At 64.4% G+C, this 19,576-nt stretch carries 18 protein-coding genes and 1 pseudogene; 16 read left to right on the top strand and 3 right to left on the bottom strand.

What is annotated here, in order from left to right; all coding sequences use genetic code 11:
- The first annotated feature begins 16 nt into the window (after positions 1 to 16).
- The 8 genes and pseudogenes from FDP28_RS16685 (at position 17) to wsfD (ending at position 7,141) form a co-directional block, all read left to right on the top strand.
- Complete coding sequence (locus tag FDP28_RS16685) at positions 17 to 862, top strand: inositol monophosphatase family protein (RefSeq protein ID WP_144662666.1); 846 nt, start codon at positions 17 to 19, stop codon at positions 860 to 862.
- Positions 863 to 1,057: 195 nt separating this feature from the next.
- Positions 1,058 to 1,687 (top strand): annotated as a pseudogene (locus FDP28_RS20990) (choice-of-anchor G family protein); the annotation flags it as partial.
- Between the two features lie 40 nt (positions 1,688 to 1,727).
- Positions 1,728 to 2,315: a PVV-CTERM domain-containing choice-of-anchor G protein gene (locus tag FDP28_RS20860; protein WP_260842508.1), complete on the top strand. Its 588-nt coding sequence runs from the start codon at positions 1,728 to 1,730 to the stop codon at positions 2,313 to 2,315.
- Positions 2,316 to 2,355: 40 nt separating this feature from the next.
- A complete protein-coding gene (locus FDP28_RS16675; RefSeq protein WP_144662665.1) occupies positions 2,356 to 2,538 on the top strand; it encodes a peptidase in 183 nt (60 codons plus the stop codon).
- A gap of 87 nt (positions 2,539 to 2,625) precedes the next feature.
- Complete coding sequence (locus FDP28_RS16670) at positions 2,626 to 3,987, top strand: glycosyltransferase (protein ID WP_144662664.1); 1,362 nt, start codon at positions 2,626 to 2,628, stop codon at positions 3,985 to 3,987.
- 5 nt (positions 3,988 to 3,992) lie between these two features.
- A complete protein-coding gene (gene xrtS, locus FDP28_RS16665) occupies positions 3,993 to 4,586 on the top strand; it encodes an exosortase S (protein WP_144662663.1) in 594 nt (197 codons plus the stop codon).
- The gene (locus tag FDP28_RS16660; protein ID WP_144662662.1) at positions 4,573 to 5,454 is read left to right on the top strand and encodes a septum formation family protein; all 882 of its coding nucleotides are present in this window, start codon (positions 4,573 to 4,575) and stop codon (positions 5,452 to 5,454) included. Before xrtS ends, FDP28_RS16660 begins: the two co-directional genes overlap by 14 nt.
- Positions 5,447 to 7,141: a glycan biosynthesis hexose transferase WsfD gene (gene wsfD / locus FDP28_RS16655; RefSeq protein ID WP_144662661.1), complete on the top strand. Its 1,695-nt coding sequence runs from the start codon at positions 5,447 to 5,449 to the stop codon at positions 7,139 to 7,141. The genes FDP28_RS16660 and wsfD overlap by 8 nt, the downstream gene beginning before the upstream one ends.
- Here wsfD and FDP28_RS16650 read toward each other — a convergent pair.
- The 3 genes from FDP28_RS16650 to FDP28_RS16640 are packed head-to-tail and all read right to left on the bottom strand — an operon-like array spanning position 7,115 to position 10,124.
- On the bottom strand, positions 7,115 to 7,756 hold the full coding sequence (locus tag FDP28_RS16650) for a response regulator transcription factor (RefSeq protein WP_144662660.1): 642 nt from the start codon (positions 7,754 to 7,756) through the stop codon (positions 7,115 to 7,117). The two genes, wsfD and FDP28_RS16650, sit on opposite strands and share 27 nt — an antisense overlap.
- Positions 7,750 to 8,898, bottom strand: a complete 1,149-nt coding sequence (locus tag FDP28_RS16645) for a hypothetical protein (RefSeq protein WP_144662659.1) — start codon at positions 8,896 to 8,898, stop codon at positions 7,750 to 7,752. The genes FDP28_RS16650 and FDP28_RS16645 overlap by 7 nt, the downstream gene beginning before the upstream one ends.
- Complete coding sequence (locus FDP28_RS16640) at positions 8,895 to 10,124, bottom strand: sensor histidine kinase (protein ID WP_186313665.1); 1,230 nt, start codon at positions 10,122 to 10,124, stop codon at positions 8,895 to 8,897. The genes FDP28_RS16645 and FDP28_RS16640 overlap by 4 nt, the downstream gene beginning before the upstream one ends.
- A gap of 88 nt (positions 10,125 to 10,212) precedes the next feature.
- Here FDP28_RS16640 and FDP28_RS16635 point away from each other — a divergent pair, with 88 nt between their 5' ends.
- From FDP28_RS16635 to FDP28_RS16600, 8 genes are all read left to right on the top strand, one after another.
- Entirely contained in the window at positions 10,213 to 10,866 is a 654-nt protein-coding gene (locus FDP28_RS16635) for a response regulator transcription factor (protein ID WP_186313664.1), read from the top strand.
- Positions 10,867 to 10,925: 59 nt separating this feature from the next.
- Positions 10,926 to 13,445 (top strand): DNA helicase PcrA, encoded by a 2,520-nt coding sequence (gene pcrA / locus FDP28_RS16630; RefSeq protein ID WP_144662656.1) that lies wholly within the window; start codon positions 10,926 to 10,928, stop codon positions 13,443 to 13,445.
- Between the two features lie 23 nt (positions 13,446 to 13,468).
- Positions 13,469 to 14,158, top strand: coding sequence for a hypothetical protein (locus FDP28_RS16625; RefSeq protein WP_144662655.1), 690 nt, complete (start codon positions 13,469 to 13,471; stop codon positions 14,156 to 14,158).
- 264 nt (positions 14,159 to 14,422) lie between these two features.
- A complete protein-coding gene (gene sucC / locus FDP28_RS16620) occupies positions 14,423 to 15,592 on the top strand; it encodes an ADP-forming succinate--CoA ligase subunit beta (RefSeq protein ID WP_144662654.1) in 1,170 nt (389 codons plus the stop codon).
- A 12-nt stretch (positions 15,593 to 15,604) separates the two neighbouring features.
- Positions 15,605 to 16,507 (top strand): succinate--CoA ligase subunit alpha, encoded by a 903-nt coding sequence (gene sucD / locus FDP28_RS16615; RefSeq protein ID WP_144662653.1) that lies wholly within the window; start codon positions 15,605 to 15,607, stop codon positions 16,505 to 16,507.
- A gap of 523 nt (positions 16,508 to 17,030) precedes the next feature.
- The gene (locus FDP28_RS16610; RefSeq protein ID WP_144662652.1) at positions 17,031 to 17,435 is read left to right on the top strand and encodes a tautomerase family protein; all 405 of its coding nucleotides are present in this window, start codon (positions 17,031 to 17,033) and stop codon (positions 17,433 to 17,435) included.
- Positions 17,436 to 17,591: 156 nt separating this feature from the next.
- On the top strand, positions 17,592 to 18,611 hold the full coding sequence (gene iolC / locus FDP28_RS16605) for a 5-dehydro-2-deoxygluconokinase (RefSeq protein WP_144662651.1): 1,020 nt from the start codon (positions 17,592 to 17,594) through the stop codon (positions 18,609 to 18,611).
- A complete protein-coding gene (locus tag FDP28_RS16600) occupies positions 18,608 to 19,570 on the top strand; it encodes a Cgl0159 family (beta/alpha)8-fold protein (protein WP_144662650.1) in 963 nt (320 codons plus the stop codon). Before iolC ends, FDP28_RS16600 begins: the two co-directional genes overlap by 4 nt.
- Positions 19,571 to 19,576 lie beyond the last annotated feature (6 nt).

The raw sequence follows: 19,576 nt of genomic DNA, 5'->3' as shown, positions 1-19,576 counted from the left end.
CACATAAGCTGGACCCATGACCACCGGCAGGCACACCGCAACTGAACTCGATCCCTCACTTGATGACTACCAGCTGGCCAGCGCCCTGGTCCGGGAAGCAGGGCAACTGGCGCTGCTCATGCGGATGGGCGGACTGCAAGGCGAACGCAAGACGTCCATTTCCGACGTCGTCACCGCCGCTGACCACGCCGCCGAGGCTTACGTCCTGGACCAGCTGCGGCGCTGCAGGCCCGACGACGGCATCCTCGGCGAGGAGGGAGCCTCCGTAGCCGGGACCAGCGGACGGACCTGGGTGATCGACCCCGTGGACGGCACCTACAATTTCCTGCACGGCTCCACGTACTGGTGCTCCGCCATCGCCTTGAAGCGGGACGACGCCGGCCATGGCGGAAGCCCCGTAGCGGATCCCTCCGTCCTGCTCGGTGCCATCTACCAGCCCGAGCTGGACAAGCTGTGGCTGGGCGGCGAAGACCAGCCAGCCACACTGAACGGCGAGCCCATCTCCGGCTCCGGCGATGTGTCCGTCGCCGAAGTCTCTGCCGCCACCTATATCCACCCCACGTGGCTCGCCGACCCCCGTACGGCCATGCCCTGGCACGCAGCCGCCATCACCGCGGCGTCCCTTCGGATGTTCGGCTCGGGTTCGTGCGACCTCGGCCGGGTGGCCGACGGCGAGCTTGGTTGCTGGTTCCAGCACAGTTGCCCCGAGTGGGACTGGCTCCCCGGCAAGGCGATCGTGCGTGCAGCAGGCGGGGACACCGCCGTCGTCAAGGTCAACGGCATGAACTGGTTCGTAGCAGGAAGCCCGACGGCGGTCCGTGAGTTGGGTGCCGCTCTCACCTCGGTTCCCCAGTTTGCTTAGTGGCTGAACAGTTTGCTTAGTACCTGAAGGAGGCATTAACCCCTTCGGGTACCCCCGAGCCTGTGCCCCCGATCTGCTTGTTATTTTGCAGCGGGGGGCGCCTGCCCCCACAGTCTCAGCTGCAGAACAGCCCTGTCCTGCAGCGTTCGCAAGGGGGAATACTTGAACAGCAAGAGCAAGCTGTGGCCCACTGCCGTGGGTGTCACAGCGGTATCGGCCCTGGCCATCGGCCTGGTGGCCGCACCGGCAGCAAACGCAGCACCTACCGACGTCATCTCGGTGGGCAGCGGACAGATCATCGACGGGTCCGTCCTCACGCTCCCGAACTTTGCCAGCCTGGCATCCAACGGAGCAGCAACTGCCCAGCAGATCGGCACCCCGCCGTCCGGCCCGGCAGTCATTGAAAACGACACTCCGCTGGACCTCAGCGCCGTGTTCGGTGTCGTGAACGTGGGCGCGGGCAACATCCCGCTGCTCCAGAACAACGGCATCATCCAGGTCGGCGCTGTCAGCCAGTACGGCAAGGCAGTCAACGACGGTTCCTCGGAAGCATTCTCCGGCACTGTGAGCGGCGCTCCCGGCTTGGTGACGCTGCCCGGCGGACTTCCGACGAACGGCGATCCTTCGATTCCGGCAGCCCGCATCAACCTCGGCACAGCCGGGATCCTCGGGGGCACCGACCTGGTCAACGTGGACCTCCAGGTGGCTACCCTCGCGGCAGCAGCCAAGAAGGACCAGGGCGCAGCACCCCAGGGTGCCTACTCCGTGGCCGGGGTTTCCGCTGAAGTTGGCGGCACGGTCATCGGCGGCGTCGCGGGCACCATCAGCACCGCGATCAACACGGCCAACGCCATCCTGACCCCCCTTGGGCGTCACGGTGGCCAACCCGGTGGCCGGTGGGACCATCTCCATCACGGAGGCCGACCTCCTGGCTGTCGCCGGCGTCGCAGACCTGAACTCCCTGCCGGCCGGAACCGACCTCATCTCGTTCCTGCCGCAGGCTGTTGCCAACAAGCTGACCTCCGTCGTGAGCAGCACCCTGGCAACCGCCACGACCGCCGTCAACGGCCTCGGACCGATCGCCCAGCTCGCCGCTGCACCTGCCCTCGCTGCCCTGACCGCAACGTTGAACGGCGTGACGGGTGCCCTCGCAACAAGCATCGTGGCTCCTTTGAGCACCGCACTGACCGCCCTGGTTTCGGCCAAGGTCAACGTCCAGGAAACCGCACCGTCGGGCGCCTTCACCCAGCGCGCCCTGCAGGTCGCTGTTGCCGGGGGCTCCATCGCCACCGTCAACCTGGCCAACGCGACCGTTGGACCCAACCTTGACGCAGCGGCGATCCCGCTGGTCAACACCGACACCATGGCGATCACCGGCGGCGTGGCCCTCCTGGCACTGCTCAGCTGGCTGTTCGTCCGCTCACGCCGCCGCACTGCGGCAGCCGCTGCCTGATCGCTCCGGCGACCACGCAACGGCGAAAGGAGAACTGTCAATGTACGGCAATAACTGGACTGCCGGCGGCACGGCCGCAGGCGGTACCACGCTGGCTGTCACCGGTGCCCCAACCCTCGGTTGGGTCATCCTGGTGGGGGTCGCCCTGCTGATCACCGGTTTTGTAGTCCTGCGCAACAGCAGGCTCAAAGCGGCAAAGCGGGGAACGGATCCCAACGCATAATACCATCGGCGGGACGGCTCTTTCCGGGCCGTCCCGCCACCCCATTTTTCCCGGGCTTTCCAGCCCTCGCCCAAGCATCGGAAGTAAATGTCGGTACTCGAATCCGCACAGGCGCTGGCTTTTGTGCTCCTGGTGGTTTTTCTTTCGTACATCCTGGTGATTCTGGTGCCCTTCCTCCGGCGCAAACCCGATCCCGAAGGAGATCCCGGCTCTTTCTCGTGGCATGTGTTCATTCCGTGCCGGGACGAAGAGGTGGTGATCGGCGAGACCCTGGGACTGCTGCGCAAGCAATTTCCCGAAGCCCACGTCTGGGTTGTCGATGATGACAGCGACGACGGTACCGCCGGTATCGTCGACGCCGCCTCGACGCGCGACTCCATGATCCACCTGGTGCGCCGGCGGCGCCCCCTGGCACGTACCGGCAAAGGCGACGCACTGAACGCCGCCTACCGCACCCTGGACGCTTGGCTCCCGGCCGACGTCGACCGGTCTTCGGTGATTGTCCTGGTGGTCGACGCCGATGGCCACCTTGCCGACAACGCGTTCCGTCAGGCGGCCGGCCCGCTCGCCTTCGGCGACCCCGAAGTCGGAGCTGCCCAAACCGCCGTCTGGATGTCCAACCTGCAGGACCCCACCCTCGAGGGTGGCACCGGGCTGCAGCGCCTCAAGAAGTCCTTTGGACGGTATCTGGTGCTGATGCAGGACATGGAATTCCGTACCACCATCGCTGCCATGCAGTCGCTCAGGCGCCACACGCTGACGGTCGGCCTGGGAGGAAACGGCCAGTTCACGCGTCTTTCCGCCCTGGACGTCATTGCCAAAACGTCCGGACAACCGTGGCATGGGGCGCTCCTGGAAGACTACGAACTCGCCATCCACATCATGCTTGGCGGCTACAAGACCGTCTACATGCACGACACCCACGTGGCCCAGGAAGCGCTCCCTGACCTGCGTCGCCTCCTGACGCAGCGCACCCGGTGGTGCCACGGCGGCATGCAGTGCAGCGTGTACCTGAAGCGGATCTTCGAATCGCCCTACTTCAGCAACGTCGGCGCCATCGAATCCAGCTACTTCCTGGTCCAGCCCTTCATCCAGATTCTTGGCCTGGTCCTCTGGCCTACGCTCTTCATCACCATGGTGGCGCAGGGTTCGCTGACCATGGGCAGCTTCGGCGCCTGGATTAGCGCGGCATGGTTCATCATTCCCCTGATTTTTGCCACGGGCGTGCTGCCTTTCGCGTTGTGGGGCCTGGTGTACAGGAAGCAGGTCACGCCGGAGAAGAACTTCATGGTGGGGGTGCTCTGGGGCTTCGGCTACTGGCTTTACATGTATCAGAACTACGTCACGGTGCTGAGGGCAACCTACCGCCTCATCACCGGCCGGCAGGGGTGGGCCAAGACCCGCCGCAACCAGGAAGCTGACGTCAAACTCCTAGCGAAGGAAGCGTAGTGGCCATGAGCGCCGAAGCCGGCAACATCAGCATTCCCTCAGGACCCCGGGCCATCCCGGTGCGAAAGGCACGCGGCGGGGGACTCATCGGGTTGCTTTTCATCGCTGCTGCAGCAGCTGCGATGCTGCAGCAGGAACACATCCGGTTCGCCGAAGCGTGGCTCATGTCCGCGATTTTCGACGGCGTACTCGGCGGCGCGTCATACAGCGTGGACGACATCATTTTCCACAACGTGGGCGGTGGCCAGCCGCTTGCCCTGCAAGTGACAGGACTGTGCTCCAGCGCGGTCCTGCTGGCCCCGGTCGCGGGCTTGGCCGGGATCTTCTTCCTGATGGGACGCATCCCGGTATCCCGGCTCATGCCAGCCGCCATCATCGCCCTGGTCATCGTGTGCATCAGCAACGCAACCCGCTATTTCATGATCGCAGCCGCGCAGCAAAGCTGGGGTCAGCAGGGTTTTGACCTCATGCATCACTTCCTGGGTTCCTTCGTGGTGATTTTCGGGTTCGTGGCCGCCATCATCGTCCTGGTCCGGGCCGCCGTCGTCCGCAAGAGCCGGCCGGCTGCGCAGGGCAAGGGCCGGCGTGCGTCGTCGTAGCCCGTTCCGCGCAGGGGTCATGGTGGCCGCTGCGGTTTTGATCTCAACACTCTCAGCATGTGAGCAGCCGCAGCCAGGTGTGGACACGGCCACTCCGGAAGCCGGGCTGTGCCACGCGGTGTTCTCGCCGGAGGAATTCGATGCCGCGAGCGAATCCCGGCCGCCCGTGCCCTGCAGCGATCCCCACACCACCCAGACGTTCCTGGTCACAAAATTCCCCGAACCCCTGGCCAGCCAGGAAGCACGCCCCAGCCAACAGCAACTCAAGGCTGTCGGCAGGAGAGTGTGCACCGTTGAGGACCTGCGCACCTATCTCTCGGCGTCCACCAGGGATGCAACTACCGGGCTGACGGTCACCAGCTACTTCCCAAGCCGCGACGCATGGGCAGCGGGCGCCCGATCGGTTCGCTGCGACGTCGCCCTGACGGACCAACACGGAACGCCCCAGGAAACGGGCCTTGACCTCAAGGGTGCGCTGGCCGGGCCGAACTCCGCCGTTGTACGGCTCTGCTACCGGCAGGAACTCAAGGATGGCGTCCTTTCCGAGGATGGGGCGGACGTTCCGTGCTCGGAACCCCACACCGCCGAGGACATCAGCGCCTGGGTGGCGCAGGACGCGTCGCTGGCAACACCCGAGGCGCGGGAAGCCCGCTGCCTTCCCTACGCCCTGGAGTTCCTGAAGAGTGAAAAGATGCCCCCAGGCATAAGCGTCCACCCCGTCATCCGCGCCGTGGGCACTGCACGAACCATCCGGTGCGCGGTGGCCCCTGCGGGCCTTCAAGAACCTGGCCAGCCGCTGGCACTGACGACCGGTAGCCTGGCACCTGTGCACGCCCCTGGGACCGGGGGAGTGACAAGCAATGGTTGAGGACGCGACCGGACTTCGTGAACGTACCAGCGAACCCACGGAAGTGTTCGCTCCCGCCCCGGTGCGCGGCCGGGAGCTGAACAAAGCCCGGCCGATAGGGAGTGTGGCCCGCTTCCTCGCGAGGACGTTCGGGCCCGGGGCATTGCATCTGGGTCCCGTCCCAGGGGTGGCCCTGATCGCCGGACTGGTGTCGGCTGCCCTCATGATGGTGCGGTTGCTGGTTCCCGAACCTGTCGGCATGGGTGACCAAGGCGACGGGCACAGCTTGGTGTGCTCCTTGGGAGTGATGAACCAACGCCCGTGGGACTACGCCGAATTCACAAAGTACATCCACCCAAGCTGGGTTCCCCATACGTACTACGGCGAAGGCTGTGGAGCCAGCGGCACTGGAGAGCCCTACTATTCTTCCCAGCTGCTGTTCTTGTGGCTGGGGAAGCTGTTGACCCCGTTGCTGGGCTGGGGGGAGGGGCTCGATACCCGTGCGGTTGGCATTGTCTGCTGCGCAGTGTTCGGGCTGTTGATCGCGGCGCTGGTCAACGTACTGCCGGGTCGGGCCTGGTTCCGCGTCCTGATCGCAGGGCTGGTGACGGTGGTGATGGCGGACGGAATCTTTGCTGACTTCTTCATCTCGCCTTACAGCGAGGCCGCGGCCTTCCTGGGCATCCTGGCCGTGTCCGTGGCGTTGCTCCACTACTGGAACGGACGCGGACCCCAGTGGCTGGCTGTACTTTTCGTTGTCCTCGCCACCGTGTTCACCTTTTCAGCCAAGACGCAGCTGGTCTCGTGGCTGCCCGTCGTGGCCTTGGCGCTGCTCTGGCAGCCGTGGCGTCCCGGCGCGGCTGAAGGTGACGCGACCGCCGTCGAACCTTCTGCTGCGGCCGCCCGGCGTCCGCGCTGGCGGACATGGTTGCTGCCGGCGACGGCGATCCTGGTGATCGCTGCGTTCTCGGCAGGCTTCATCAACGCCCAGCCCAAGAGGTTCTCCGAGGTAAACCTCTACAACGCTGTGTTCGTGGAGCTTCTCCCGTACAGCCCCACCCCCGAGGCGGACCTGGAATGGCTGGGGTTGGACAGCAGTTTCATCAATGCCATGGACACCACCGTGGACTCAACGCGCTCAGCCGTGCACAACCCGCTGTACCACCAGTTCCAGGAGAAGATCAGCCTGGGTACCATCGCCGGTTTTTACGCCACGCATCCCGAACGGCTCATCACCATGGGTGAACGGGGCATCACGGCCATGCTGACACCGGAACTGGGCTATGTTGGCTCCTACCTCGAAGGCTCCGGGCATGGACCGTACGAGAAAGAACGGCGTTTCCCCGTTGTCCTGGGCGTGTTCAGCGCACTGAAGGCCGCGCCAGTGGTCTTTGTCGGGATGCAGCTGGTGACCCTGCTGTTGGGCCTGGCTGTGGCTTTCCGGAAGCGGAGCGCCGTGGGTCGGTTGGCCGTGGTCATGGTGCTGGGATGCTGGTTGCAGTTCTGGGCGGTCATGCTCAACGGGGGCCAGTCCGAGATCTACAAACACATGGTCATCGCCGGCTTCATGGCAGCTCTGTGCGGCCCACTGCTGGTCGCGTTGATCAGTCTCCTCGCCTCCGCGCCACAGAAGGAGCCGGCGCGAAAACGCAGGGGCCGGCGGGCCAAGGCACAGCAAGGCTCAGCTGATCCAGCCGTCAGTGGTTAGCTGCTTGCGCAGGCTGATGACGTTGCCCACTTTGACGCCCGCGGTGGCATAGCGCTGCCGGATCCTGTGCAGATGGGCCTTGACGGTCTGTTCGCTGATGCCCATGGCGTCGGCCACTCCGCGCACGGGCAGCGGATCGCCGCCGAGATAGAGCTCGGCGAGGCGTTGCTCGCGCGGTGACAGCTTGACGCGTTCCGGCGTGCTGTCCGCCATGTGGCCCACGGCATCAGGATGCACGTACTGCTGTCCGGCGGCGGCCGCACGGAGGGCCGACTCCGTGTGCTCGGGCCCCGCCGCTTTGGGAACGTAGCCCAGGGCTCCGGCAGAGCGGACTGCTTCGGCATCCCACGGGTCCAGGGCCGTAGCCAGGACCACCACACGTAAGCCCGTCCGGACCAGATGACCGACTGCGGGGACAAGGTCTGCGCGGTGGTCAAGGGTTCCCAGGACCGCCACGGTCGCGGACAAGCTGGTCCAGGCGTCCTGTTGGAGATGGGTTGGAACGGTGGCGAAGCCTGCCGCGACCACCAGGTCCGGCGCATTTCGGCGCAACCAGGCATCCAGTGTGTCGATCATCAGTTGGTGCCGGTCCACCACCACCAGCCGCGTCACCATAGCTTGGGTGCCTTGATATGGACCATCACGCTTGCTCCTCCAGGGTCCGTGTGTACACGTGGGACCCCCAGCGAATCGACCTCACTCCACAGGGCAGGGGTGCAGCGTGCGGGATCGAGGTTGGTCACTCTCCACGTGATCAGCACCCGTTCCCCGATATCCGGCTCCACGTAGACGTGCAACCTGCCTGGTGCCTCGGCGGCGTTGTGCCCCGGGTGGGGAACGGGCGTCGCGAGAAGCATGGTCACCGAGAGGAACGCGGGGCGATGCGCCTGCGGAATGCGTTGCAGGAGGTCCGGCTGTGCAGCAACTGAGACCCTGGAATCAAGACCCGCCAGCACCAGGGACTCATTGAACCAGTTGCTGCTCTGGGCCACCATCAGCTGTGCACGCAACCGGGATGCCAGCAATTGGGCCTCCGCGGCCAGGTCCGGACCCAGAGTGCGGCCTTCACTCCGGGCCGCCCTGGCAAAGAGGTCCTCGATCTGACGGTGCGTGGCGGACAGCTCGTCCGTGCGGGCCGAGTCGAGGCTATCGGCCTGTCGGGTCAGTGTGGCCAGAGACTGGGAGACATGCCGGGCCATCTGCTCCTCCATGCGGCTGCGGATACCCACCACGATCAGGACTCCCAACAGCCCGGGGATGAGGGTAATGAAGAAAATCAACAAGCCCTCCCCGGAACCGAAACGGGGGGTAATGGCGTAATAGGCACTGCTCAAGAGGGAGTTCGCAGCGGAAAGAAGCATGAATCCCAGCAGGTCCCATCGCAGGCAGACCAAGAAGACCAGGGCCGTCCCCAGCATGACGTTGAACGCGAGCGCGAGGTAGCCCGAGGACAACGTCACCACTTGGGCCGTCATGATGCCCGAACCAATGGAGCTGGCAAGCCAGAGCAGGCGCAACAGGGGAAGATGCCGCCGGGCGGTTGTGGGGGCCGATGCCAGGATGGCTATCACGCAGCCTGCGAGGTCGAAGGCGACCGAGGCAAGCCTGGAGTCATCCAGGCTGGTCCCGTCCAAGGACCCTGCTTGGGTCATGGCCGATAAGATCCACAGCGTCGCACTGGCCGTTACCAGCACGCCCCGGGACAGGAACAGTGGTCCGGTTGCAGTGCCTGTACTCTCTGGAAAGATCCGGCTCATGCTGCCTCTACTTCGAGGACCACCGTCGTTCCTCGTCCCGGCGTCGACAACAGCCTGACCCTTCCTCCTACCTCCGTCATCCGCTCAATCACCGAATGGCGGACACCAAAACTCTCCGGCGGGAGGGACCCGGCATCGAAGCCGCAGCCTGCATCGCTGACCAATACCGACACCAGGGGACCCGTTCGGGAGACGAGCACATCCACGTGGTCGCTCCCGGCGTGCCGCGCTGCGTTGACCATGCATTCCCCGGCTGCGTCGGCCACAGCCAGCCCAACATCCGGAGGCAATGACCCGCCCTCGCCGAAGACGTCCACGCAGAAACCGTCCCGGCTGTGTTCGCGGGCACGCGCCTTCAGCAAGGAAGTCACCTCGGTGCCTGTGGAGGGCTCGACGACGGCAAGGCGGCCGGCCGGGCGGATCGTCACCTGCCCGGCGTCCCCCACGGATGCGGTCCCAAGGGCGCCGACGTTTCGCGCGGGTGCCCCGCCGTCGTCGTAAGCTGCCGGTGCGATCATGCCCCGGAAGTCCTCCGGCGCCACACCGGCGCCACCCCTGGCCAGGAGGGTGAGTCCCCTGAGCACGGTGTCGTGGATTTGCCGGGCGTCCTGGGATGCTGCGTTGATCCGGTCCCGGGCAACTGCCTGGGCGGCCAGGGACTCAGCCTTGACAGCCTGGTCGCGCAGATAGACATCCAGGGCCCTGGGGGCCGAATGTCGGATGGCAAGCATGATGAGCCAGAATCCAAGAAGGATCAGGAATGTCGTGGGCCCAAGGTGGTGCATCATGGATGTCGCCAAGGTATGCCCGAAAACCATGATGCCCAGCAGACCCGTAAAGACTCCGGACTTCCATGTGCCGCGCAATGACAAGGCAACGGTGGAGCTGGCACCGATGAGCAGACTGTGCGCCAACAACAGCGAATCCGAATCCTGGCGGTAGGCAACACCTGCAAGGAGCTCCGACAAGATGATCAGCCCGGCCACAATCATCAGCCGGAGCGGCCAGACGTCGCTGAGCAGCATCACCACGAAGCACAGCACCAGCGTGGTCACGATTGCCCAGGCAAGGGCCCGGTGCCACAAGGGACCATCCATGATGGGGAACAGGTATAGCCACGAGGCCGCAACGAAGACAAAGCTCATTACTGTCCCGGACCGGGCCAACAGGTCCGAGCGCTCCACCGCTTTCCGCTGCGCTGCCAGCCGCGTTATCCATGCCCCCATGAATGTCTCCCCAAAACCTGTCATCGGAATAAGATGACCACTTAGGCAGCATCATATGCGCGGAGGACCGATAAAAATGCGATACCCGGTGTCCCAACCCACCATCGAGGTGGACATCGTGGAAGACCATGCGGTCCTGCTGGAGGGGCTTTCCCAGTGGCTTCAGGACAACACCACTGGTATTCGCGTGGTTGGCCGCTACACCTCGTGGGCCGACGCCGCCGCCCGCCTGGGTGCCTTGTCCGACGTCGTTATCCTCGATGTCCTGCTCGGCGACCAAGTGCCGCTGCGGGCCAAAATCCAGGCGATCCTTTCGTCGGGTCCACAGGTGGTGGTGTGCAGTTCCGTCGTGGACCCGGCTGTCATGCGGCAGGCGATGGCGGCCGGTGCGCTGGCCTACATCCCCAAAACCGCCCCGGCGAGCGTGGTGGAGACTGCGCTCAGATGCGCGGCGCAGGGTACGCATTACGTAACCCCTGAAGTCTCTGAGGCCATGGACGCCGGGATGGGGGAGCCGCAATTGTCTGCGAGGGAACATCAAGTGGTGTCGGTGTATCTCGGAGGAGCGGCCGGGACGATGGCCGAGACAGCGCAATTGCTGGGCATTTCAGTGGACGGCGTGAAGAAGCATCTCGCCTCGGTACGGCGGAAGTTCCAGGACGGTCCGGAGCCGCTGACGAGGCTGGGGCTGCGGGAACGGCTCACCGCGGGCGGGTGGTTGCTGGAGGAGCCTCGGCAGTAGCCGGGCTGTGGACGCAAGGCTCTATAGTGTCGGGGGCACCGCCTAGACTGGTAGGCACCATGGATATGTTGTTTGACCCCTACGCAGACGGACCCTTCAAAGCTGGAACCAAAGCCGCAGTCAAGGCTGCGCCGGAGCTTTCGCGCTCAGGTGGTGGTGCAACGGGCGCCCGCTTGCAGGAGGGCGACTCTCCAGCCTCCGGCGGATGGGGCAATTCGGGTGCATCCGGGCTTCCTTCCGCGGATGCCTTGCTTCAGGGGCTGAACCCGCAGCAGGAAGAGGCAGTCAAGCACGCCGGAAGCCCGCTGCTCATCGTCGCCGGCGCGGGCTCAGGCAAAACCCGCGTACTCAGTAACCGGATCGCGTACCTGATAGCCACCAAGCGTGCCCATCACGGCGAAATCCTGGCCATTACCTTCACCAACAAAGCGGCAGCCGAGATGCGGGAGCGCATCGAAGCCTTGGTAGGGGCACGGGCCAAGGGCATGTGGATCTCAACCTTCCACTCCTCCTGTGTCCGCATCCTGCGGCGCGAGGCTGCCAACGTGGGGTTGAACTCCAACTTCTCCATCTACGATTCCGCGGACTCCCTGCGACTGATCACGCTCGTGGCGAAGAACCTGGACCTCGACCCCAAGAAGTTCGCCCCGAAGGCCATCCAGCACAAAATCTCTGCGCTCAAGAACGAGCTCATCGACGCCGATTCCTACTCTTCCTCGGCGAACTACAACGATCCTTTTGAGCAGGCCGTGGCCGAGGTCTTCAAGGGCTACGCCCAGCGGCTGCGCCAAGCCAACGCCATGGACTTCGATGACCTCATCGCTGAAACCGTCTACATGTTCCGGGCCTTCCCCGCGCTCGCGGAGTCCTACCGCCGCCGCTTCCGCCATGTCCTGGTGGACGAGTACCAGGACACCAACCACGCACAGTACGCGCTGGTCCGGGAAATCGTAGGGCTCGGGACCGACACGGATGTCCAGCCCAGCGAACTCACGGTGGTGGGCGACTCCGATCAGTCCATTTACGCCTTCCGTGGCGCGGACATCCGGAACATCGTGGAGTTCGAGGCCGACTACCCGAACGCACGGACCATCAAGCTGGAGCAGAACTACCGCTCCACCCAGAACATCCTCAGCGCGGCCAACTCGGTGATCTCCCGCAATCCCAACCGCCAGGAAAAGCGGTTGTGGACGGCCGAAGGCGATGGCGAAAAGATCATCGGCTACGTCGGGGAGAATGAGCACGACGAAGCCCAGTTCATCGCCAAGGAAATCGACCGGCTGCAGGACGAGGAAGGGCTTCGTCCCGGCGACGTTGCCATCTTCTACCGGACCAACGCGCAGTCGCGGTCCATTGAAGACGTCCTGGTCCGTGTCGGCCTGCCGTACAAAGTGGTGGGTGGCACCCGCTTCTACGAACGCAAGGAAATCAAGGATGCCCTGGCGTACCTGCGCGTCCTGGTGAACCCGGACGACGACGTCAACCTGCGCCGCGTGCTGAACGAACCCAAACGCGGAATCGGTGACCGTGCCGAGGGCGCCGTTGCCGCCCTTGCCGAGCGCGAGCGCACGTCCTTCATGGCCGCTGCCCGTCGCGCGGACCAAGCACCGGGCATGGCCACACGCTCGGTCAACGCCGTCCTGGGCTTTGTGAAGCTGTTGGATGACCTCGCCGAAGTTGCCGCAGGCTCCGGTGCCGCTGCGGCACTCGAAGCCGTCCTGGAGCAGACGGGATACCTTGCAGGGCTGCGCGCGAGCACGGATCCGCAGGACGAGTCCCGTGTGGAGAACCTCGCCGAACTGGTGGCAGTGGTCCGTGAGTACGAACGCGACAACCCCGACGGTTCGCTGGGCGAATTCCTGGAACAGGTTTCCCTGGTGGCAGATGCGGACCAGATTCCGGACGCGCCGGGTGCCGACATCGATGCGGCTGTGGCAGAGGCCAAGCGCATGGGAGTTGTCACCCTCATGACGCTGCACACGGCCAAGGGCCTGGAGTTCCCGGTGGTGTTCCTCACCGGCATGGAGCACGGCATCTTCCCCCACCAGCGTTCGGCCACTGATCCCAAGGAACTCGCCGAAGAGCGACGCCTGGCCTATGTGGGGCTGACGCGTGCGCGGAAACGGCTCTACGTCACGCGCTCGGAGGTCCGGAGCATGTGGGGCCAGAGCCAGTACAACCCTGCCAGCCAGTTCCTGGAAGAGATTCCGTCGGAGCTGGTGGAGTGGAAGCGCGAAGGAATGAGCCGGCAAGCGGGCGGATGGGGCAGCGCTCCCATCGGTTCCAACCGCTACGGCGGTTCCTTCTGGGGCGCCGGAACCTCCCGTGGTCAGGCCGCAAGCCCTACCGCAGGGTTCGACGCCGACGTGCCTGCCGCCGTCGCACGCAACAGGGTCCAGCCGCAAAAGGAAGTCATTTCCGTCGCTGTGGGGGACAAAGTCAACCACACGAGCTTCGGCAACGGCGTGGTGCTCGGCGTCGAAGGCGCGGGAGACAAGACGGTCGCCAAGGTGAAGTTCGACGTCGGCGAGAAGCGCCTGCTGTTGCGCTACGCGCCGCTGACAAAACTGGACGCGTGACGCAGCACGGCATAATTGGTGGCATGCGACGCACAGTGTGGGGGCTCCTGGCCGCTTTGATCCTGGTTGTGGTGTCGGGTTGCTCCTTCGCCACCAAGGACCCCGACTACGTTCCGCCTGCCCCGTTGCCGCCGCTGGAGCAACTGCAGCAGGTTCCGGTCTCTGAGCAGACCACCCTTGCCGCCGGCGAGGACGTTACGGCGTTCGTCGCCGCGGACCGGAACATCGTGTGTGCCATGACGTCCTCACGGGGCGGCCACCTCAACCTGCCCTACGAGGCCAACTCCTATTCGGACGCTGCCAACAACAAATTCGCGATCGTGCCGGTCGTCCATTGCGAGCTCGCAGCGTACGCCAAGCCTGAGCCTGATGACATGGCGGACGACTGCGCCGGGACGGGGCTGGGCTACCTCGGCGGTACGGCGCTCCTGACTCCGGACAAGGCCGTGTACGGCTCGTGTCGTTCCGGCGTAACACAAATGGAGTCGGAGTTCGGGCCCAAGGGCAGCCGCACCGGCCCCATCTCCAAGCTCCGCGAGCTGGCCGACGGGCAGAACATTGAGCGCAACGGCCTGCGGTGCTCGGCGTACAACGGCGGCGTTGCCTGCGGAAACGTCTCAGGGGGCGTGGCATTCTTCGTCAGCCGCAAGGGCTACCAGCTGGTTTCCGACGGCGGCAAGACAGTCCGGGGGAGCCTGAAGGAAGGCTTCTGATCGCCCGGAAAGGGCCGTTGACGAAGCCAAAATCCGCGTCATCCTGCGGTTTTTCTACATGCGATAGAAGTGTAAGGTTACTCACTTAACAGGTAGTGTGTAGCTGGCGGGACTCCTCAAAGGGCTAAAGTTCCGAGAGGACCTTACGCAATGTGACCGGCTTCAATCCTGGTTGTTACCGCGTACTTTCCGCAGCTGGCTATCGCGGTCATCGCGGTTCCCGGCTGAACAGAAAACTACTTCGACGTAGAAGGACACTAAACCGTGGACCTGTTTGAATATCAGGCGCGCGATATGTTCGAAGCGCACGGTGTACCCGTGCTCGCCGGCATCGTGGCGCACACTCCTGAAGAAGCGAAGGCAGCTGCCGAGAAGATCGGTGGCGTTACTGTCGTCAAGGCACAGGTTAAGGTCGGTGGCCGCGGCAAGGCTGGCGGCGTGAAGGTTGCCAAGTCCGCTGATGAGGCGCTTGAGCACGCAACCAACATCCTGGGCATGGACATCAAGGGCCACACCGTCAACAAGGTGATGATCGCCCAGGGTGCCGATATTGCTGAAGAATTCTACTTCTCGGTCCTCCTCGACCGTGCGAACCGCAACTACCTGGCCATGTGCTCGGTTGAAGGTGGCATGGAAATCGAGCAGTTGGCTGTGGAGCGCCCCGAGGCCCTGGCCAAGATCGCCATCGACCCCGCCGTGGGCATCGACCAGGCCAAGGCTGACGAGATCGTTGAAGCTGCAGGCTTCGCTGAAGAACTGCGCGGCAAAGTCGCCGACGTCATTCTGAAGCTCTGGGACGTCTTCAAGAAGGAAGACGCCACGCTCGTTGAGGTCAACCCGCTGGTCCGTACCGGCGCCGGTGACATCGTTGCCCTTGACGGCAAGGTTTCCCTGGACGAGAACGCTGACTTCCGCCACGTTCACCACGGTGAGCTGGAGGACAAGGACGCAGCTGACCCGCTCGAGGCCAAGGCCAAGGCGCAGGACCTCAACTACGTCAAGCTGGACGGCGAAGTTGGCATCATCGGCAATGGCGCCGGTCTTGTGATGTCCACGCTCGACGTCGTTGCCTACGCTGGCGAAAACCACGGCAACGTGAAGCCCGCCAACTTCCTCGACATCGGTGGTGGAGCTTCCGCCGAGGTCATGGCCAACGGCCTGGACGTCATCCTGGGCGACTCCCAGGTCAAGAGCGTCTTCGTCAACGTCTTCGGTGGCATCACCGCTTGTGACGCTGTGGCGAAGGGCATCGTGGGTGCACTGGCCGAGCTCGGTTCCTCCGCGAACAAGCCGCTGGTAGTTCGCCTCGACGGCAACAACGTCGAGGAAGGCCGCCGCATCCTGACCGAGGCCAACCACCCGCTGGTTACCCTGGCCGCCACCATGGACGAGGGCGCCGACAAGGCCGCCGAGCTCGCCAACGCAGCTAAGTAAAGGGACGCGAGAATGTCTATCTACCTCAACAAAGACTCCAAGGTCATCGTTCAGGGCATCACGGGCGGCGAAGGCACCAAGCACACCGCGCTGATGCTCAAGGCCGGCACCAACATTGTTGGCGGCGTGAACGCCCGCAAGGCCGGTACCACGGTCCTGCACGGCGACAAGGAAATCAACGTCTTCGGCACCGTCAAGGAAGCCATCGCTGAAACCGGCGCAGACGTCTCCATCGTCTTCGTTCCGCCGGCATTCACCAAGGACGCCGTCGTTGAAGCAATCGAAGCCGGCATTGGCCTCGTTGTTGTCATCACGGAAGGTGTTCCGGTTCAGGACTCCGCCGAATTCTGGGCACTGGCCCAGTCCAAGGTGGATGCTGACGGCAAGCAGATCACCCGTATCATCGGCCCGAACTGCCCCGGCATCATCACCCCGGGCGAAGCCCTGGTTGGCATCACCCCGGCAAACATCACGGGCAAGGGTCCCATCGGCCTCGTGTCCAAGTCCGGTACCTTGACCTACCAGATGATGTACGAACTCCGCGACCTCGGTTTCTCCACCGCGATCGGCATCGGTGGCGACCCCATCATCGGCACCACGCACATCGACGCCCTGGCCGCGTTCGAAGCCGACCCGGAGACCAAGGCCATCGTCATGATCGGTGAAATCGGTGGCGACGCTGAAGAGCGTGCAGCCGACTTCATCAAGGCCAACGTCACCAAGCCGGTTGTCGGCTACGTGGCAGGCTTCACGGCTCCTGAAGGCAAGACCATGGGCCACGCCGGCGCCATCGTCTCCGGCTCCGCCGGTACCGCCCAGGCCAAGAAGGAAGCCCTTGAGGCTGCAGGCGTGAAGGTCGGCAAGACGCCGTCCGAGACCGCGACGCTGCTGCGCGAGGTTTACGCAGCGCTCTAAAGCTCCACCAAGCAGTACGACGGCGGCCCGGTGCCTTCCCCACGGAAGGCGCCGGGCCGCCGTCGTACTTTAAGCCCCCGTGTACTTTAATCCCCCGTTGTGGGCCCCGTTGTGGGGGCTATTCCTGTGCGGGGGGCAGAGTGGGCCGCGCAATGTGGGTTGGCCTGTTGTGGGGCCTGCTGTGCGGGCTATTCGGGTGTTTTGGGGCGCAGAGTGGGCCTCGCAAGGTGGGTTGGCGTGTTGTGAGGCCCGCTATGCATCCCGCCTCTCTAGCCTCGCAAACTCGGCCAGGGAACCCTGGCGTTGTGGGCCCTGCTAAGGATTTGGGGCGCAGAGTGGGCCTCACAAAGGGGTGGGCCTGTTGTGGGGCCTGCTGTGCGGGTTATTCGGGTGTTCTCGGGCGCAGAGTGGGCCTCGCAACGCTCGAGCAAGTCCCGTCGAGAGCTTCCGGCGTGCTTTGCTGTATCCAGAATCAGACAACTTTGTTAGTATGTTAGGACAAACTTCCAAGAAAGGTTCTGCAATGCCGCTTGTTCGAATAGACGTCAACCAAGGCCGTTCACCCGAAGAGCTGGCCGCCGTCAGCCGCGCCATCCATGACGCGATTGTCGCCGAGTATGGAATTCCCGAGCGCGACTACTTCCACATCCTCACCGAGCATCCCCAGGGGCAGATCATTGCGCAGGATGCCGGGCTTGGATTCGAGCGGACATCCGGCGTGGTGATGATCCAGATCTTCACCCAAGAGGGTCGTAGTCAGATGGCCAAGAGTTCGCTTTTCGAAGCCATTGCAACGAGCCTCGCCCGGGTGGGCGTGGCCGGCGAAGATGTCTTCGTGGGCTACGTGGAGAACACTGCCGGCGACTGGTCATTTGGTTTCGGCCGCAGCCAGTATGTCACCGGTGAGCTGGCTGTTCCGCGCAAATAAAGCCGGGCTGTGTCATGTTGTAAATATGTCAGTACAAACCTTTGACAGGACATGCGATCTGGTGCAAAGTAGTCATGTGGCCCCGCTCACTGAGGGGTGGCAAGGCATTGGGGCCCAGCGCTCAAAGAGTTCACAAGAGAAAGGTCAACGATCACCGTGACCCACGAACTGCTCACGATCGGGCGCATCAGCGTTGATATCTACCCGAACGACATCGGAGTGGACCTGGAGGACGTGACGTCCTTCGGCAAATACCTCGGAGGTTCGCCTTCCAACGTTGCCGTTGCTGCCGCCCGCCATGGCCGCCGTACCGGCGTCATCACCCGTACCGGCGACGACGCCTTCGGAAAGTACCTGCACCGCGAACTGCACAAGTTCAACGTTGACGACTCTTTCGTCTCGCCGGTAGCCCAGTACCCGACTGCGGTGACGTTTTGCGCGATCAAGCCCGCCACGGACGAATTCCCGCTGTACTTCTACGGCCGCTTTCCCACCGCGCCTGACCTGCAGATCAAGGCCGAAGAACTGGACCTGGATGCCATCCGGGAGGCCGGCATCTTCTGGTCCACCGTCACCGGCCTGTGCCAGGAGCCGAGCCGCAGTGCACATATCGCGGCGCACCAGGCCCGCCCCCGGACCGGGCTCAAGAATGGCCAGTTCACCATTCTCGACCTGGACTACCGCCCCATGTTCTGGACCTCCGAAGAAGAGGCCCGTGCAGAGGTGGCCAAGATCCTCCCGCACGTCACGGTAGCGATCGGCAATGACAAGGAATGCGCCGTGGCCGTAGGGGAGGGGACGCCTGACGAGCAGGCAGACCGCCTGCTGGCCGCCGGCGTCGAAATCGCCGTGGTGAAACTCGGCGCGGAAGGCGTCATGGCCAAGACCCGCACAGAACGTGTGGTTTCGGCGCCGGTACCGGTGGAAACCGTCAACGGACTGGGCGCCGGTGACTCCTTCGGAGGTGCCTTCTGCCACGGCCTGCTCTCCGGCTGGCCGCTGTCCGAAGTCCTGGATTACGCGAACGCTTCCGGTGCCATCGTCGCTTCCCGCCTCTCTTGCGCGGATGCGATGCCGACGCCGGAGGAGGTCACCTCGCTGCTGGCCGAGCGCGGACGTCCTGTCCCGGGCGCAACCGCGGCCGAAGCCCCCATTGCAGAAGGAGCAGTGCGTTGAGCCTCAACGATGACCCCCGCCGCTATGAACACTTGAGCCGTATCAGGCTTGAGGATCCGGAGGCCGTGGCCCGCGCAGCTGCCACCCGCCGTCGTCATCCCGGCCTGAAGCATGGGGTGCAGAACTTCATTGTCGCCGCCGACCATCCCGCCCGTGGGGCCCTCGCTGTCGGCTCCGAGCCGATGGCGATGGCCGACCGGCGCGACCTGTTGGACCGCCTGCAGATCGCCTTGGCCAACCCCGCCGTTGACGGCATCCTGGCCTCGCCGGACATCATGGACGACCTCCTGCTTCTCGGCGCCCTTGAGGGCAAGCTCGTCTTTGGTTCCATGAACCGCGGCGGCCTCGCCGGCCTGGTCAACGAGTTCGACGACCGCTTCACCGGCCACACCGCAGCCGCGCTCGAGGCACTGGGCGCTGACGGCGGCAAAATGCTGACCCGTATCTGCCTGGGTGACCCGGACACCGTTGCCACCCTTGAGGCCACAGCCAAGGCCATCGATTCGCTGGCCGAACGGAAGCTCATCGCCATGGTTGAACCCTTCCTTTCGGTCCGTGATTCGCACGGCAAGGTCCGTAACGACCTCCGCGCCGACGCCGTCATCAAGTCCGTCGGCATTGCCGAGGGCCTGGGATCCACCAGTGCCTACACCTGGATGAAACTGCCGGTAGTTGCCGAGATGGAGCGCGTCATGGCCTCCACCACCCTGCCCACGGTGCTGCTCGGCGGCGACCCGGACGGCAGCCAGGACGAAGTGTTCGCTTCCTGGCAGGCGGCCCTCGCCCTCCCCGGCGTCCAAGGCCTCACGGTGGGGCGCACCCTGCTGTACCCGCACGACGGCGATGTCGCCGGTGCCGTAGCGACGGCCGCCTCGCTGCTGAACAACACTTCGCCCGGGGCGGCTGATGCTTCCGGGCTCAGCTCGTCAGACCGTATTCCCGTGAAAGTATCGGAGTAGAGACCA

The sequence above is a fragment of the Paenarthrobacter nicotinovorans genome (genome assembly GCF_007670255.1).
GTDB classification, from domain to species: Bacteria; Actinomycetota; Actinomycetes; order Actinomycetales; family Micrococcaceae; genus Arthrobacter; species Arthrobacter nicotinovorans_B.
The sequence above is the reverse complement of the archived record's forward strand: the minus strand, read 5'-3'. Positions and strand labels throughout refer to the sequence as shown.